The sequence below is a fragment of the Serratia sp. MYb239 genome (assembly GCF_002966855.1).
In the GTDB taxonomy this organism is placed as follows: domain Bacteria; phylum Pseudomonadota; class Gammaproteobacteria; order Enterobacterales; family Enterobacteriaceae; genus Serratia_B; species Serratia_B rhizosphaerae.
On record NZ_CP023268.1, the window covers coordinates 2,465,049 to 2,479,637 of the forward strand.

At 59.0% G+C, this 14,589-nt stretch carries 12 protein-coding genes and 2 pseudogenes; 4 read left to right on the forward strand and 10 right to left on the reverse strand.

The genetic code is table 11. From position 1 onward, the window contains the following. Positions 1-84 precede the first annotated feature (84 nt). The 5 genes from CLM71_RS11865 to CLM71_RS11885 all read right to left on the reverse strand — a co-directional run bounded on the left by CLM71_RS11865 (position 85) and on the right by CLM71_RS11885 (position 6,742). Positions 85-1,053 carry a cyclodeaminase gene (locus tag CLM71_RS11865; RefSeq protein WP_105231184.1) on the reverse strand — a complete coding sequence of 323 codons (969 nt, stop codon included), beginning with the start codon at positions 1,051-1,053 and terminating at the stop codon, positions 85-87. Beyond that, positions 1,040-2,053: a hydroxyectoine utilization dehydratase EutB gene (gene eutB / locus CLM71_RS11870; RefSeq protein ID WP_105231185.1), complete on the reverse strand. Its 1,014-nt coding sequence runs from the start codon at positions 2,051-2,053 to the stop codon at positions 1,040-1,042. The genes CLM71_RS11865 and eutB overlap by 14 nt, the downstream gene beginning before the upstream one ends. Before the next feature lie 14 nt (positions 2,054-2,067). Further along, positions 2,068-3,471: an aminotransferase gene (locus CLM71_RS11875; RefSeq protein WP_105231186.1), complete on the reverse strand. Its 1,404-nt coding sequence runs from the start codon at positions 3,469-3,471 to the stop codon at positions 2,068-2,070. 2 nt (positions 3,472-3,473) lie between these two features. Further along, positions 3,474-4,961, reverse strand: a complete 1,488-nt coding sequence (locus CLM71_RS11880; protein ID WP_105231187.1) for an NAD-dependent succinate-semialdehyde dehydrogenase — start codon at positions 4,959-4,961, stop codon at positions 3,474-3,476. Positions 4,962-5,686: 725 nt separating this feature from the next. Next, a complete protein-coding gene (locus tag CLM71_RS11885) occupies positions 5,687-6,742 on the reverse strand; it encodes an NAD(P)-dependent alcohol dehydrogenase (protein WP_105231188.1) in 1,056 nt (351 codons plus the stop codon). A gap of 135 nt (positions 6,743-6,877) precedes the next feature. On the opposite strand from CLM71_RS11885, the gene CLM71_RS11890 reads away from it, so the two are divergent. Beyond that, positions 6,878-7,279, forward strand: a complete 402-nt coding sequence (locus CLM71_RS11890) for a helix-turn-helix domain-containing protein (protein ID WP_105231189.1) — start codon at positions 6,878-6,880, stop codon at positions 7,277-7,279. Positions 7,280-7,336: 57 nt separating this feature from the next. Here CLM71_RS11890 and CLM71_RS11895 read toward each other — a convergent pair whose 3' ends face one another. Further along, positions 7,337-8,803 carry an aspartate aminotransferase family protein gene (locus CLM71_RS11895; protein ID WP_105231190.1) on the reverse strand — a complete coding sequence of 489 codons (1,467 nt, stop codon included), beginning with the start codon at positions 8,801-8,803 and terminating at the stop codon, positions 7,337-7,339. Between the two features lie 15 nt (positions 8,804-8,818). Then, positions 8,819-10,204 (reverse strand): diaminobutyrate--2-oxoglutarate transaminase, encoded by a 1,386-nt coding sequence (locus tag CLM71_RS11900; protein WP_172606278.1) that lies wholly within the window; start codon positions 10,202-10,204, stop codon positions 8,819-8,821. 757 nt (positions 10,205-10,961) lie between these two features. Between CLM71_RS11900 and CLM71_RS11905 the strand changes: the two genes are divergently transcribed. Further along, on the forward strand, positions 10,962-11,729 hold the full coding sequence (locus CLM71_RS11905; RefSeq protein WP_105231192.1) for a lytic polysaccharide monooxygenase auxiliary activity family 9 protein: 768 nt from the start codon (positions 10,962-10,964) through the stop codon (positions 11,727-11,729). 237 nt (positions 11,730-11,966) lie between these two features. Further along, the gene (locus CLM71_RS11910; RefSeq protein ID WP_234008645.1) at positions 11,967-13,094 is read left to right on the forward strand and encodes a GGDEF domain-containing protein; all 1,128 of its coding nucleotides are present in this window, start codon (positions 11,967-11,969) and stop codon (positions 13,092-13,094) included. Positions 13,095-13,096: 2 nt separating this feature from the next. On the opposite strand, the gene CLM71_RS11915 is transcribed toward CLM71_RS11910, so the two are convergent. Both CLM71_RS11915 and CLM71_RS11920 read right to left on the reverse strand, forming a co-directional pair. Further along, positions 13,097-13,393, reverse strand: a complete 297-nt coding sequence (locus CLM71_RS11915) for a YicS family protein (RefSeq protein ID WP_105231194.1) — start codon at positions 13,391-13,393, stop codon at positions 13,097-13,099. A gap of 63 nt (positions 13,394-13,456) precedes the next feature. Next, a pseudogene (locus CLM71_RS11920) lies at positions 13,457-13,570 on the reverse strand (alkyl sulfatase C-terminal domain-containing protein); the annotation flags it as partial. A 41-nt stretch (positions 13,571-13,611) separates the two neighbouring features. Here CLM71_RS11920 and CLM71_RS11925 point away from each other — a divergent pair. Beyond that, a pseudogene (locus tag CLM71_RS11925) lies at positions 13,612-13,932 on the forward strand (NUDIX hydrolase); the annotation flags it as partial. Between the two features lie 239 nt (positions 13,933-14,171). Here CLM71_RS11925 and CLM71_RS11930 read toward each other — a convergent pair. Beyond that, a complete protein-coding gene (locus tag CLM71_RS11930; protein ID WP_105231196.1) occupies positions 14,172-14,561 on the reverse strand; it encodes a DUF4440 domain-containing protein in 390 nt (129 codons plus the stop codon). Positions 14,562-14,589 lie beyond the last annotated feature (28 nt).

Sequence of the window (14,589 nt, forward strand, 5' to 3'; positions counted from 1 at the left end):
GCTGTTTTATCACTCATCGCAAGCGTGAAAGCCCTGACCGGCGGGGAAACGCCGGCCTGTTTACCCTGTACCCAGGGCGCGGGGTTACTGCGACTGCTCCAACTGCTCCAACTGCTCCAACTGCGCCAGCGCAAAGGCGGCGATGGCGCTGTCCTGCACCCCGGTGCCACTCAGGCAGCACAGGGTGATGTCTTGCGGCGTAAGGCGCAGCGGCGTGCCGCCGGCAACTAATGCGCCCAGTTCGTACACCGTGAAGGGCGGCGTCTGCCCGTTAAACGCTTTCAGCTCGCCGTTGTGCTCGCTCTGGCTGCGCAGATCGCAGACGACGTGGTCGGCATGCAGCAGGGCGCTGATATCAATCTCCCGCTTGTCCGGGCTGTCGGATCCCATGGCGGTGACGTGTACGCCGGGAGGCAGGTGCTCGGCAAACAGCAGCGGCTCGCGGGACGGCGTGGTGGTGACGATAATGTCCGCCCCGGCGCAGGCGGCGCCGCTCTCCGGGTATCCCGTCGCCTGTAGCCCGGCATCCGACAGTTCCCGGGCCAACCGCTGCGCCGCCTCCGTGCGCCGCGCCCAGATTGATACCTGTTCGACCGGAAACAGCAGACGCAGGGCGGCCAGCTGCAGCCGCGCCTGTTCGCCGGCGCCAATCAGCGTGATGCGCCGGCTCTCCGGCCGGGCAAGATATTTGGCCGCCAGCAGCCCGGCCAGCGCGGTACGCACGGCGGTGAGGTAGCCCTCATCCAGCAGCAGCGCCCGTGGGACGCCGGTTTCGGCGCTCAGCACCACCATCAGCCCGTTAAGGCTGGGCAACCCGCGCCGGGGATTATCAAAAAATCCGGGGCTGATTTTGATGGCGAAACTGTCGCTGCCGCGGATCCAGGCGGTTTTGACGTCCACTTCGCCGTTGACCTCCGGCAGCGCCATCGAAAGGATCGGCGGCTGCACCACGTTGCCCGTGCCGAGGGCGCGGAATCCTGCCTCAACCGCCGCCAGCGCGGCGGCATCCAGCCGCACCGCGGCGCTAATCTGCTGTCGGTTATAGATCTGCATCCTGTGCCTGCTCCTGTCTGGCCCGATCGAAGGTTTCCAGCGCGACGTTGTTGCCGCTCAGCACCAACGCCACCTCCTTGCCTGCGATCGGGATACGGTGGTGTTCTATCGCCGCCAGCCCGACGGCCGCGGCCCCTTCCAGCAACATCTTCTCCTGCTCCAGCAGGGTGACCATCGCCCGGGCGATGGCCGTCTCCGGCACCTGATAGTGGCTGTCCATTGTCGCGCGTACCAGCGCCAGGGTGTGGCGGTTATCAAGCCCGATACCGCCGCCCAGCGAGTCGGCCAGGCTCGGCGTCTCCGGCACGCTGACCGGTTTCCCCGCCTGCAGGCTGTGCCACATGGCGGCCCCGTCGCTGAGGCTGACGCCGACCACCTCGGTGCGCGGACTCAGCTGCTTCATCACCAGACCGATGCCGCCCAGCAGCCCGCCGCCGGACAGGCCCGCGAACACCATATCGAGCTGCGGCCGCGCCTCGAGGATCTCCAGCGCCAGCGTGCCCTGACCGGCGATAATCAGCGGGTGGTCGAAGGGCGGAATCGCCACCTGGCCGCGGCTCGTCACCCGTTCATCCACCGTCTCAAACGCCTCATCCTGGCTGTCGCCGCAGCGGCAGACCTCGGCGCCCAATGCCTCAATGGCCGCTACCTTATTGGCCGGCACCAGCGAGGAGAGGCAGACGGTAGCCGGAATGCCCAGTTCCCGGGCGGCCCAGGCCACCGCCCGGCCGTGGTTGCCGGTGGAGGCGGTAATCACGCCGGCCTGCAGCCGCTGCGGCCCGTATTGCTCCAGCAGGGCGGCGATCATGTTGCTGGCGCCGCGCAGTTTAAACGCGCCGGTAGGCTGCAGATTTTCCAGCTTGAGCCAGACCTTGGCGTCATAGCGCTGCGACAGGTACGGCGAATAGCGCAGCGGCGTGTTATCCGCCTGAGCGCGGATGCGCCGGCGCGCCTGCCAGACATCAGCCAGCGTAACGCCGCCGGGAAGTTCAGGATTCATCGTTGTTCCTTCTGTCAGCGTAGCTGGCCGGCGGAGCCAAGCTCATCGGCCACGCGGTTCACCGCCCGCAGGGCGCGGTCGACCAGTTCATCCACCTCGGCGCGGTTGATCACCAGCGGCGGCGCAAAGCCGAGGATATCCCCCTGCGGCATGGCGCGGGCGATCAGTCCGTTGTCCAGCGCCGCTGCCGACACGCGCGGCCCTACTTTCAGCGCCGGATCGAACGGCCGGCAGCGGGTTTTGTCGCCGGAGAATTCAATTGCCGCCATCAGCCCGACGCCGCGCACCTCACCGACCAGCGGATGATCGGCAAAACTGTCGTGCAGGCGCTGCTGGAAGTACGCGCCGGTGTCGGCGGCGTTCTGCACCAGGTTTTCCCGCTCGATAATCTGCAGATTCGCCAGCGCCGCCGCCGCCCCCAGCGGGTGGCCGGAATAGGTCCAGCCGTGACCGATCGGACCGTATTCGCCGGCGCCTTGCTCCAGCACGCGCCACACCTTGTCGCCGACGATCACGCCGGACAGCGGCTGATAGGCGCTGGTCAGCCCCTTGGCGATGGTGATCAGATCCGGGCGCATACCGTAGGTATGGGAGCCGAACTCACTGCCGGTACGGCCGAAGCCGCAGACCACTTCATCGGCAATCAGCAGGACGTCGTACTTATCCAGCACCGCCTGTATCGCCGGCCAGTAGCCCTCCGGCGGCGGCACGATACCGCCGGTGCCCAGTACCGGTTCGCCGATGAACGCCGCCACGCTGTCCGGCCCCGCCGCCAGGATCATTGCCTCCAGCCGCTCGGCGCAGTGCTGCGAGAACGCCAGTTCGCTGACGCCCGCCAGCTCCGGCGCCCGTTGGTAGTAGTAGGGGGCGTCGGTATGCAATATGCCGTCAATCGGCAGGTCGAAATGGTCGTGGAACGACGCCAGCCCGGTCAGGGATCCGGCGGCGATGCTGGAACCGTGGTAGCCGCGCAGGCGTGAGATGATTTTCTTCTTCTGCGGCCGACCGAGAATGTTGTTGTAGTAACGCACCAGTTTGATCTGGGTTTCGTTGGCGTCGGAGCCGGACATACCGTAATAGACTTTGGACATGTTCATCCCGGCTTTGGCGATGATCTTTTCCGACAGCGCCACCAGAGGCTCGTTGGTATGGCCGACATAGGTGTGGTAGTAGGCCAGCTCTTTGGCCTGACGATAGATGGCTTCGGCCATCTCTTCACGGCCGTAGCCGATATTGACGCAGTACAGGCCGGCAAACCCGTCGATAAACTGATTACCGTCGGCATCGTGCACCATAATACCGCTGCCGCCGGTCATCACCCGGCCAGGCAGTTCGCCGTGCGCATAGTCGCGCAGATGGGTGGAGGCGTGAAACGTCACCTGACGATCGCGGGAAATCAAGTCGTTGCGCTGTTCCATGATCATTCTCCTGTTACTGAGGGCAGAGTGGGTTCGCCTGACAAACCGCCAAGGCAGAAGTAGCGGGTGGTGAGATATTCATCGATGCCGGTGCGGCCGCCTTCGCGCCCCAGGCCGGACTGTTTGACGCCGCCGAAGGGCACGGTAGGGCCGGTCATTTTGACGCTGTTCACCGCCACCATGCCGTACTCCAGCTCGCGGATGTAGCGCCAGACCCGGCGCTGATCGCGGGTCCAGAGGTAGGCCGCCAGCCCGTATTCGGTGGCGTTGGCCTGAGCGATCGCCTCATCATCCTGCTGCCAGGCGGCGACGGTGGCGATAGGGGCAAAGCTCTCCTCCTGCCAGACCCGCATCGCCGGCGTCACTCCGGCCAACAGGGTGGGCATAAAGTAGTTGGCGCCCGGCGCCTGACGCTGATCGCCGTGGATCAGGCGCGCGCCGCGGGACAGGGCGTCATCCACCAGGGCCTGCGCCTTCTCGACCGCCTCACGGTGGATCAGCGGGCCGATATCGCTGTCCGGGCTGTCGCCGGGGCCGACTTTCAGTTCGCGCAGCCGTGCGGTAAACGCCTCAATAAACGCGTCGTGGATCTGCTGATGCACCATAATGCGGTTGGCGGCCAGGCAGTCCTGACCGCTGGTCTGGAAGCGGGCGGCGATGGCCGCCGTCGCCGCTTCATCGATATCCACGTCCGGCGCCACCACGAACGGCGCGTTGCCGCCCAGTTCCAGCGACACGCGCTTCACGCTGCCGGCGCACTGGGCCAGCAACAGCTTGCCCACCCGGGTGGAGCCGGTAAACGACAGGGCGCGCACGCGCGGTTCTTCACACAGCTGGGCGCAGACCGCCGGCGGATCGCCGGTAATAACGTTAAACACGCCGTTCGGCAGCCCGGCGCGTTCCGCCAGCTCGGCCAGCGCCAGCGCGGAAAAGGGCGTTTCATTGGCGGGTTTGACCAGCACGCTGCAGCCGGCGGCCAGCGCCGCGGCCGCTTTGCGGGTGATCATCGCCAGCGGAAAGTTCCAGGGAGTAATTAATGCGCAGACGCCCACCGGCTGTTTCAGCGTGCCGGGCAGGGTGCCGTCGATTTGTACGGCGAGCGTTTCACCGTTGATCCGCACCGCCTCTTCGGCAAACCAGCGGATAAAACTGGCGGCGTACTCCACTTCGCCTTCGGCCTCGCGGCGCGGTTTGCCCTGTTCATTCACCAGCAGGGTGGCCAGATCGTCGCGGTGCGCCAGCAACTGTTGATACCAGGCCATCAGCAATGCCGCGCGCCGGTCGGTACGCACCTGACGCCAGCGACTGAAGGCCTGTTCGGCGGCATCCACTGCCCGTTCGATCTGCGCCGGCTCCAGCAGCGGGATATGCCCCAGCAGGCTGTTATCGGCCGGGTTATACACCGGCCATTCAGCGCCGGACTCACTGTGGCACCACTCGCCGTTAATCCAGGCGAAATGACGAAACAGACGGGGATCCTCTAACTTCATCTGCGTTCTCCTTAGCGCCGAATAGACGCGGCGCTTAGTCTGCTCCCCCGTCAAGATTACCGGGGGAAAGGCACATGGGATGCTTTGAAGATAAGAGAAAGTGTGAATAAATAATTTCTGTTTCAGCGTCGTAATTATTGGTTTTTTTCTGTTGTTATTGCAATAGACGCTAAATCAACGCCGCGCAACAGGCACCAAGGAAATAAATATGACCACATTGTTTTTATTTATTACGCCACCGGTGAAACGGTATGCCGCGAGCCAAACAGAATGCTGGACACGCCCGCAGATGGCGGAATGATTGTCTGAAGAAATGGCATAATCCGCTGGTAAATACGTGATCCACAGGAACACCGTTAACGTCGGGGATTATCATAGGTGTTTGATTATAATGGGGTGCCGAGTAGGTTTCGGGCAAAATTCCCCGCACATCCGGGACACCGTCGGCCAGTGCCGCCGCATAGGGCAATAAGCCAAAGTTATTTTTCGTGATATGGCTCATAAATTTAAACTGACACGAGCAGGTTATTAATGATGACGGAGTTCACAGAAATGATGCTTACCGTAAGCGGCTGCAAGATTAATAACAGAAAGACGCAGCAATAATAACGGCAGAATAGTTTTTATGATGCGGCGCTTGAATGATAAGGAATCGCTATGGCGCATATTTCATCCGCCGGAAAAGTATTAATGCCCCCCGAGAAAGGAGGGCTGAAAAGTATCGCTTATTGATCCCAGCGGGCGCGTTGCATATCGATAACAAAACGATATTTCACGTCGCCCTGCAGCATGCGGCTAAACGCGGTTTCTACCTCGCCGGCATCAATCAGCTCTACGTCGGCGGTGATATTGTGCTGGCCGCAGAAGTCGAGCATCGCCTGCGTTTCCGCAATGCTGCCGATCGAGGTGCCGGTAATGCTCAGGCGACGGAACACCATCGGCGTCACGTCCGTCGGCGGGTGCGGGCTGTCCGGAATGCCGACCAGCACCAGATGGCCGTTGGTCTTCAGGCAGGCCAGGTAAGGATCAAGCTGATGCGGCGCGGCAACGCAGTCGAGAATAATGTCCAGACTGTGTTGCTGGGCGGCCATCTGCTGTGCATCCTTGGATACCACCACCTGGCTGGCGCCCAGACGGCGCGCATCGGCGCCTTTTTCCGGCGAGGTGGTGAACAGCGTCACCTCCGCCCCCAGTGCGCTGGCCAGCTTCACCGCCATATGGCCCAGCCCGCCCAGGCCGATCACGCCGACCTTATCGCCCGGCTGCAGTTTCAGGTGCTGCAGCGGCGACCAGACGGTCACGCCGGCGCACAGCAGCGGCGCTACCGCGTGCAGCGGCAGGTTCTGCGGCACCGATACCACAAAATGCTGGTCTACCACGATCTGCTCGGCATAGCCGCCGGTCGTCAGCCGGCCAGTATATCTGTCGGTGCCGTTATAGGTTGGCACAAAGCCCGTCTCGCAGTACTGCTCCTCCTGCTGGCGGCAGAAATGGCAGTCGCCGCAGGAATCCACCATCACGCCGACGCCCACCAGATCGCCCGGCTGAAAGCGCGTTACCGCCGCGCCGGTGGCCCGCACCCGGCCGACAATCTCATGGCCCGGCACCAGCGGATAGTTGCTGACACCCCATTCGTTGCGCGCCATATGCAGATCGGAATGGCATACCCCGCAATACAGGATCTCAATGCTGACGTCTTCCGGCTGTACATCACGCAGCGTAATCTGGGCGGGGGCCAAAGGGCGGTCGGCATGGCTGGCCGCGATAGCGTTAATTTTCATCGTTTCACCTTTCGTTATCGGCATCTGTCCGCAGCGGTACGGACAAACTTGCGTTGAGGGCGGCAGACTATAGACAAAAGGTTCCTTTATTGATAGTAGTCACCATTTGGTAACCATGATGTTCAGGAGTCTCCGATGCCGGATTGGATCGATGGGAAAGTCTATTTTTATGCCGACTCGGCGCCGCGCCGGCTGATGTCGCTGTTTGCCGTCAAGTGGAGCACCATGGTGCTGCATGCGCTGTGGCACTGGCCGCAGCCGGGCGCGCGCACCGGTGAACTGCAGCGCAGCCTGCAGGGCATTTCCAAGAAGATGCTGTTTCAGACATTGCGTGAACTGGAGCTGCGCGGGTTGATTGAGCGTAAGGTGTATCAGGTAGTGCCGCCGAAGGTGGAATATTCGCTGACCCCGCTGGGGTGCACGCTGGCGCAGCCGATTGAGCAGATGTATCAGTGGGGGCTGGATAATCAGGCGGCGCTGGATGAGATGGAGCAAAATCTGGCGCGCAACGGCCAGAACGCCGGCGCAGAGCCGTAAGGCGATAAAAAAAGCCGATAACCTGGGTTATCGGCTTGTTGTCTGTCGGCAGGGCGCTTAGGCGTTTGCCAGCCCCTGTGCGGCGCTGTCTACCAGATCCAGCAGGCGCTTGACGTCGTCCAGCGTTACCGTCGGGTTCAGCAGCGTCAGCTTCAGGCAGGTGACGCCGTTAAATTCGGTCACACCAACGTTGGCCTGACCGGATTCCAGCAGGTTATCGCCGATACGCTGATTCAGCAGCGCCACCGCGGCGTCGTCCGCCAGCTGTGCCGGACGTGAACGGAACAGTACGCTGGCCAGCTGCGGCTGCATCACCAGTTCCAGCGTCGGCTGCGCGTTGACGTATTCCGCCACCTGCTGCGACAGGGTAATACCGTGATCGATAATCTCGGCGTACTGTTGCTGCCCCAGCGCTTCCAGCCCCATCCACAGTTTCAATGCGTCAAAACGGCGGGTGGTCTGCAGCGATTTGGACACCAGGTTCGGCACGCCCTGCGCTTCGTCAAACTCGGAGTTCAGGTAAGCCGCCTGATAGCGCATCAGCTCATAGTGGCGCGCCTCTTTCAGCAGGAACGCGCCGCAGCTGATGGTCTGGAAGAACTGCTTGTGGAAGTCCAGGGTGATGGAGTCCACCAGTTCAATACCGTCCAGATAGTGGCGGTACTGCTCGGACAGCAGCAGCGCGCCGCCCCAGGCGGCATCCACATGCAGCCAGATCTGGTGCTGCGCCGCAATCTGTGCGATATCACGCAGCGGGTCGATCGCGCCGGCGTCGGTGGTGCCGGCGGTGGCGACAATCGCCATAATCTGTTCGCCGTTGGCATGCGCCTGAGCCACTTTTTCCGCCAGATCGTTCAGATCCATCCGCGCGCGCTCGTCGGTTTTCACCTGCGTCACGCACTGATAGCCGAAGCCCAGCAGCGCCATGTTCTTCTGCACCGAGAAGTGGGCATTGGCAGAGCAGAACACTTTGATTTTACGCAGATCGCCGATCAGGCCGTCCTGCTGCACCGAGTGTCCCTGACGGGCGAAGAAGGCATCGCGCGCCAGCATCAGCCCCATCAGGTTGCTCTGGGTGCCGCCGCTGGTGAACACGCCGGCGTCGCCAGGCTGGTAACCCACGCGTTCACGCAGCCATTCGACCAGCTTCATCTCGATGATGGTGGCGGAAGGGCTCTGATCCCAGGAGTCCATGCTCTGGTTGGTGGCGTTAATCAGTACCTCGGCGGCCTGGCTGACCACCAGGCTCGGGCAGTGCAGGTGCGCCACGCACTGCGGATGGTGTACCGCCAGGCTGTCCTGCAGGAAGTATTCAACCGCACGTTCAATCGCCGCCTGGTTGCCCAGGCCCTGCGGATTGAAGTCCAGCTGAATGCGCTCGCGCAGTTCGGCCACGGTTTTACCCTGATACATCTCAGGCTGCTGCAGCCACTGTGCCACCGCCTCGCTGCTCTGGGCGATCGCCTGCTGGTAGGCTTCAATGCTTTGCGCTGAGCCGGCCAGGATCGGGTTTGACTTGGACATTGCGTTCAACTCCACTCAGACAGGCTTAACGCCCGCGCTCAACAGAGCGTTTTCAAATTTATCCAGGAATACGCCCAGCTCTTCATTGCTGATCAGCAGGGAAGGCAACAGACGCAGCACGCTGCCGTGACGGCCGCCGCGTTCCAGAATCAGGCCGCCTTCAAAGCATTTTTTCTGCAGCAGCGCGGACAGCTCGCCATCGGCAGGGTAGCTGCCCATATGATCCGGCGCTTCGTGCGGTTTGACGATCTCGATGCCGAGCATCAGACCCAGGCCGCGTACGTGGCCAATCACCGGGTAACGCTGCTGCAGTTCGGCCAACTTGCCTTTCAGCCATTCGCCCTGAGCGGCTACTTTGTCGGCAATGTTGTGTTCTTGCAGGTACTTCAGCGTGGTCAGGCCGGTCGCCATCGCCAGCTGGTTGCCGCGGAAGGTGCCGGTGTGGTGGCCAGGCTCCCAGGCGTCGAACTGCTTCTTGATGCCCAGCACCGCCAACGGCAGGCCGCCGCCGACCGCTTTCGACATTACGATGATGTCCGGCTCAATGCCGGCGTGCTCGAAGGCGAAGAATTTACCGGTACGGGCAAAGCCGGCCTGCACTTCGTCGATAATCAGCAGAATACCGTGCTCCTGCGTCACCTTACGGATACGCTGCAGCCACTCGACCGGCGCCGGGTTCACGCCGCCTTCGCCCTGAACTGCTTCCAGGATCACTGCCGCTGGCTTACGCACGCCGCTTTCAACGTCGTTAATCAGGTTTTCGAAGTAGTAGCTCAGCGCCTTGACGCCGGCTTCGCCGCCGATACCCAGCGGGCAACGGTATTCATGCGGGTAAGGCATGAACTGCACTTCCGGCATCATGCCGTTGATGGCTTCTTTCGGCGACAGGTTGCCGGTGACCGACAGCGCGCCGTGGGTCATGCCGTGGTAGCCGCCGGAGAAGCTGATCACGCCGCTGCGGCCGGTGTGCTTCTTCGCCAGTTTCAGCGCGGCTTCCACCGCGTCGGCGCCGGAAGGGCCGCAGAACTGCAGGCAGTACTCTTTCCCCTGACCCGGCAGCAGAGAGAGCAGGTGGGCAGAGAAGCCGTCTTTTAACGGCGTAGTCAGATCGAGCGTATGTAACGGCAAGCCGCTGGTAATGACATTTTGGATGCTCTGCAGGACATCAGGATGATTATGGCCCAGCGCCAGCGTACCCGCGCCGGCCAGGCAATCAAGATATTGTTTGTTTTCAACATCGGTCAGCCAGACACCCTGAGCCTTCGCAATCGCTAATGGCAATTTACGAGGATAACTCCTAACGTTTGATTCAAATTCAGCCTGTCTGGCCAAATAGGTTTCGTTGTTTCCATTAAATGAATCGGCACCTAAAGTATCAATACGGACTTTATCCGTCATCATATCACTCCTACAACCAGGGTTATTGACAACGCCTGATTGAATAATTGAATTAACAAATGATTTGCTCTGCATAAAAGCGCGCCCAATATATTTGTTTTTAACCTGTGGCTCAATCATTTATTTTGTTTAATTTTGTTTAGATTTTCCCTATATGAATCAATACGTTGTTGATTTTGTGGCCGAAAATATGCGCCATAACAGAATCGCGCCGGGTTTAACAAGAGGGCGAACTGTTACTTTTTTGCAACATACTGTCTTGTAACGAGTTTTTTATCGTTTAGTGATAAAAGGCGCACCGACGGGCGGCCGCAACAAAGGCTAAGCGATTATTTATAAACCACATTTATTTCTTCGATAACCTTTTCTGGGATAAATAATAAGGCTTTATTCGACGATATAAAGTGCGCCGGCATAGAGCAAAAAGTTATTGATTGAGCCACGGATAAACAAGGAAAGGGCATATGCATAACGCCAGGAGAGCGACAGACAGAAAGCTCTGAATTTTCACTGACGTCAACCGACAACCGTTACTCAGCGAATAATTGGTGCACAGAAGCAAGTTTGCGCGTTCCTGACTCCTGGCCTACAGTAAGCTGGCGTCACGAAACTGTCATATTCCTTGTCCGACTTTGCTTGTTATTCATGACTTCAACACCATGCGGATTTTTGTAGGTGGCAGGGCAGTTATTACCCCTGCCGTATCAAGCTCCGCCTTCATTCCCTGAAGGCGGGAACGTTCGCATAAGGAAAGTACCCGATGAGTAACCGCACCAAGACCTTGTCATTATGTGCACTGCTGGCGTTTACCTGCTCGTTGTCCGCTCAGGCAGAGGAGGCCAGTAAGAGAAGTGAAGTCCAACAAAGTATTGGCCCCAAGCATGGCGCCACGCAGATCCCCAAGGCGCGTCAGGTGATTTGCGAGAACGACGGCGGCTATAACTACCCCGATGACGGTTCCAACATACCCAACGCCGCCTGCCGCGCCGCTTTTCTGTTTAAACAGGACAGCATCCCGGTCTGGGAACGCCGGCAGATGTTTGTCGAATGGCCGGCCTATTCGCAAAACCTGGAGGGCACCAGCTCGCCGGCGGATAAAGTGCCCGATGGCCATTTGTGCTCCGCCGGGGTGGCCAAGTTTGAAGGTATCGACCAGCCGCATAAGGATTGGCAGGTTTCCAGCGTAACGGTCAAAGACGGCAAAGCAACGCTGTACTATGACGCCACCAAGATCCACGAACCCAGTAAGTGGAATATCTATATCGCCAAAAAAGAGTTCGATCCAACCACGCAAACGCTGAGCTGGGGCGTACTGGAACCGCTGACGGTGACCGAGGTGATTGTTCCGCCGGGTGACAATGCCGGGGTCTATCAGATCGAGGTGGACATTCCGCAGGATCGGGTGAACGGTCAACACACTTTGCTCTATGTGCAGTGGGAACGTATCGATCCGGCGCGGGAAACTTTCTTCAGCTGTAGTGACGTCAGTTTTACCGCCACGCCCACCAAGGCAAAACTGAGCAAGTAACGCCATAGCGTAAATTGACATGCCGGAAGCGCTGTCCGGCATGTTTCCGCACTCCCTCGCATGTAACCCGCGTTTCTGATAAAGAATGCCCTATCATTGCGGTTCCGCAACGTCTTACCTAAGCTAAAACAGGAAAATACGTGGAGAATAATGGAGAATTATCTCCGTGTGACCTTCCGGCTCTTGGCGTTAAGGGAAGGGGAACGTGATAACCTTGGCTAGCGGCAGAACGTAGATATGGGAAAAGAGAATAAACGGCGACAACCCGGAGTATTGGCGCATCGGGATGATATGGTCAACCAGGCGATATGCAGCAGTCTTCCCTGGCTGGCGTCCATCAATATCGCCTTCGCCATGCTGGTGGTATTGCGTAATCTGCTGTTCCCCGGTTTCGACGCCACGCTGCATATCGGCGCCGTTATCCCCTTTATTATGGATGGCATGATGGCGACAGTAGTGACGCTGTCACTTATTCTGTGGGGTGTTTCCCGCATCGGAAAAGGTGGCGACGGTCGCCGTGTCCGCCTGTGGGCCTTACTGCTGCTGCCGTTGCTGGGCGTGCTCTGGGCTATCAGCTGTTTTGGCTTCGTGGCTTATTGGCAGTTGCCGTTCGCCTGGCCGTTGGTATGCATACTGATGCTGACCGGCATGACCTCACTCTATTTTTATCCTCCGGGGTTCGCGCTGTTTCTTACTCCGCTGTGGCTTATCACGCCGCTGGCCAGCATCCAGCTTAATCATGGCGTCAACGGCCATTTTGCGGTGATATGGCTGATCTTCACCGTTATTGTGATTTACGGTCGTCAGACCTTGCTGCGCTGGTTTGATGAAGCCTGGTCACGCTATCAGGAAAACCAACTGCTGATCTCTCGCCTGGAGACGCTGGCGTTGCAGGACCCGCTGACGGGGCTGGCCAACAGAAGGGCGTTGGAATCCCATCTCGCCAGCCTGTGCGCCGTACAGGTACCGTTCGCCCTGATCATGGTCGACGTCGACTACTTCAAGCACTACAACGATCGCTATGGTCATCAGGCGGGGGATGCGTGCCTGACGGACGTCGCCGCGCTGCTGGCAGCGGCGGTCAGAACGCCGGAAGATCTGGTTGCCCGCTACGGCGGGGAAGAATTCACCCTGGTATTGGCGCACGCTAATGCGGAGCAGGCTGCGCAGGTTGCCGAACGGATTCGGGCCAGGATAGAGCAGGCGGCATTACCCCATGCCGCATCGGCAGTCAGCCGGTTGGTTACCGTCAGCCTGGGAATTGCCGCCTCGGCCGGGCGGCTGACGCCGCCGCAGATGATTGCCGAGGCCGATGAGGCGTTGTACCGCGCCAAGCAGGCCGGGCGCGATCGCTGGTCATACTGATATCACTGCTGAGTGAAGTCCGGGCAGTGAATGCGTTTCAGCTGTTGCTGATACCGTTCCTGCTGGTGGTTCTTCAACGCGCTGGCGGTGGCGCTGAGCGCGTCGTGGTTTTCCTTGCTGTTGATAAATACCGATTTGATCTTCTCGTCCGGCACCTCTTTGGCGATCTGGCAGTGCGCGCGCAGATCGTTAATCAGCGTTTGCTGATTCAGCGCAAAGGCCAGGCTGTCGTAGGCTCCGGCGGTTGCACCAAAGGCGGGCAGCAGCAGAGCGGCGGATAACACCCATGTTTTTATCATGATCTCTTTCCTCAAACGGTGAAAACATGCGTAGCCAGCGCCCCGCAGGGCGCTGGCTATTCCTTACGGAGTTACAATATTAAACCAGAACTCGAACTTATCCATATAACTCAAGAGTTCATTGACCTTATCAGCGCTGCCTTTGATTTTCAGCCCGCCGTTTTTCTCAGCCTGTTTATTGGGCAACGCCGGGTGGCGGCGTTGAATGCGGCGAGTCATTTGAGCAAGCGGCCATCAGAGAACTGTGGGAAGAAACCGGCATTGTAAGCGACAAGATAGGTGCAAGCGTCGCACAGCGAAATTTCGTTATGACGTTACCGAGCGGTGAAACAGTAAAAGCTGAAGAAAGGTTTTTCGTCGTGCGGGTGGCTAACCATCAGATCAATGGTGACAACTGGAGCCATGATGAAAAGCAGGTTATCAGCGAGCATCACTGGTGGAGTGAGGAAGAACTCAAAACAACCCGCGAAGTTGTTTATCCGCAGAATATGGTTGAGCTGTTGTTGTCGATCCGGGGAAAAAGTGAATCTGCCGGATAGAATGTACAAAGGTGGGATTACGTAGAAAACCCATGATAAAGCCCAAAGACACAGATTCCGTGTACCGGCACCTAGGTGCGCATAATGTATATTATGTTAAATTGGATTGATGGATGCGCACCCGGCTATCTCTTGGCGCTCTATCTCACCTCACCTTCAACCTTTGCCCGATATCTTCGACAGTATTTGCTAAGGTTTATCCCTTGGCCATCATTCTGGTTTAAAGATTTTCTCCAGGCTTAATCATCGATCGGCGTGCCCTGATGAAAACGCATCTGCCAACGAGCTTCTTTTTCTGATGATGATAGCAGCCAGATTGACGAACGTTCCGTGTGACGCACAACTTTGCCACTGGTATCACGCTGAAAACTTTTATACCTCAGCAATGCGACGCCTTCGCTAATCATCGTCAGCTGGAACCCTTCGGCGAAAATTTGCAGCTGCTCAGTTTCCGTTGCCAGCGCCGCAACGGTTTGCCGTTTGTCATAGCGCCGTCCTGAACGACCGACTTCTTCAAATTCATCATGCAGCAACTCGCCAACGATCTCTGTGTTGTTACGCATCGCCGGCAGATGCAGCTGAATCTCCAATGACTGGAGTACCGACAAAAGCCCGCAATAATCGGTCAAAACGCCCTCCTATTTTGATCGCGCTACG

Bases quoted from the DNA above. Each gene is read 5' to 3' on its own strand.
- CLM71_RS11865 (WP_105231184.1), bottom strand. From the start codon at position 1,053: ATGCAGATCTATAACCGACAGCAGATTAGCGCCGCGGTGCGGCTGGAT.
- eutB (WP_105231185.1), bottom strand. From the start codon at position 2,053: ATGAATCCTGAACTTCCCGGCGGCGTTACGCTGGCTGATGTCTGGCAG.
- CLM71_RS11875 (WP_105231186.1), bottom strand. From the start codon at position 3,471: ATGGAACAGCGCAACGACTTGATTTCCCGCGATCGTCAGGTGACGTTT.
- CLM71_RS11880 (WP_105231187.1), bottom strand. From the start codon at position 4,961: ATGAAGTTAGAGGATCCCCGTCTGTTTCGTCATTTCGCCTGGATTAAC.
- CLM71_RS11885 (WP_105231188.1), bottom strand. From the start codon at position 6,742: ATGAAAATTAACGCTATCGCGGCCAGCCATGCCGACCGCCCTTTGGCC.
- CLM71_RS11890 (WP_105231189.1), top strand. From the start codon at position 6,878: ATGCCGGATTGGATCGATGGGAAAGTCTATTTTTATGCCGACTCGGCG.
- CLM71_RS11895 (WP_105231190.1), bottom strand. From the start codon at position 8,803: ATGTCCAAGTCAAACCCGATCCTGGCCGGCTCAGCGCAAAGCATTGAA.
- CLM71_RS11900 (WP_172606278.1), bottom strand. From the start codon at position 10,204: ATGATGACGGATAAAGTCCGTATTGATACTTTAGGTGCCGATTCATTT.
- CLM71_RS11905 (WP_105231192.1), top strand. From the start codon at position 10,962: ATGAGTAACCGCACCAAGACCTTGTCATTATGTGCACTGCTGGCGTTT.
- CLM71_RS11910 (WP_234008645.1), top strand. From the start codon at position 11,967: ATGGGAAAAGAGAATAAACGGCGACAACCCGGAGTATTGGCGCATCGG.
- CLM71_RS11915 (WP_105231194.1), bottom strand. From the start codon at position 13,393: ATGATAAAAACATGGGTGTTATCCGCCGCTCTGCTGCTGCCCGCCTTT.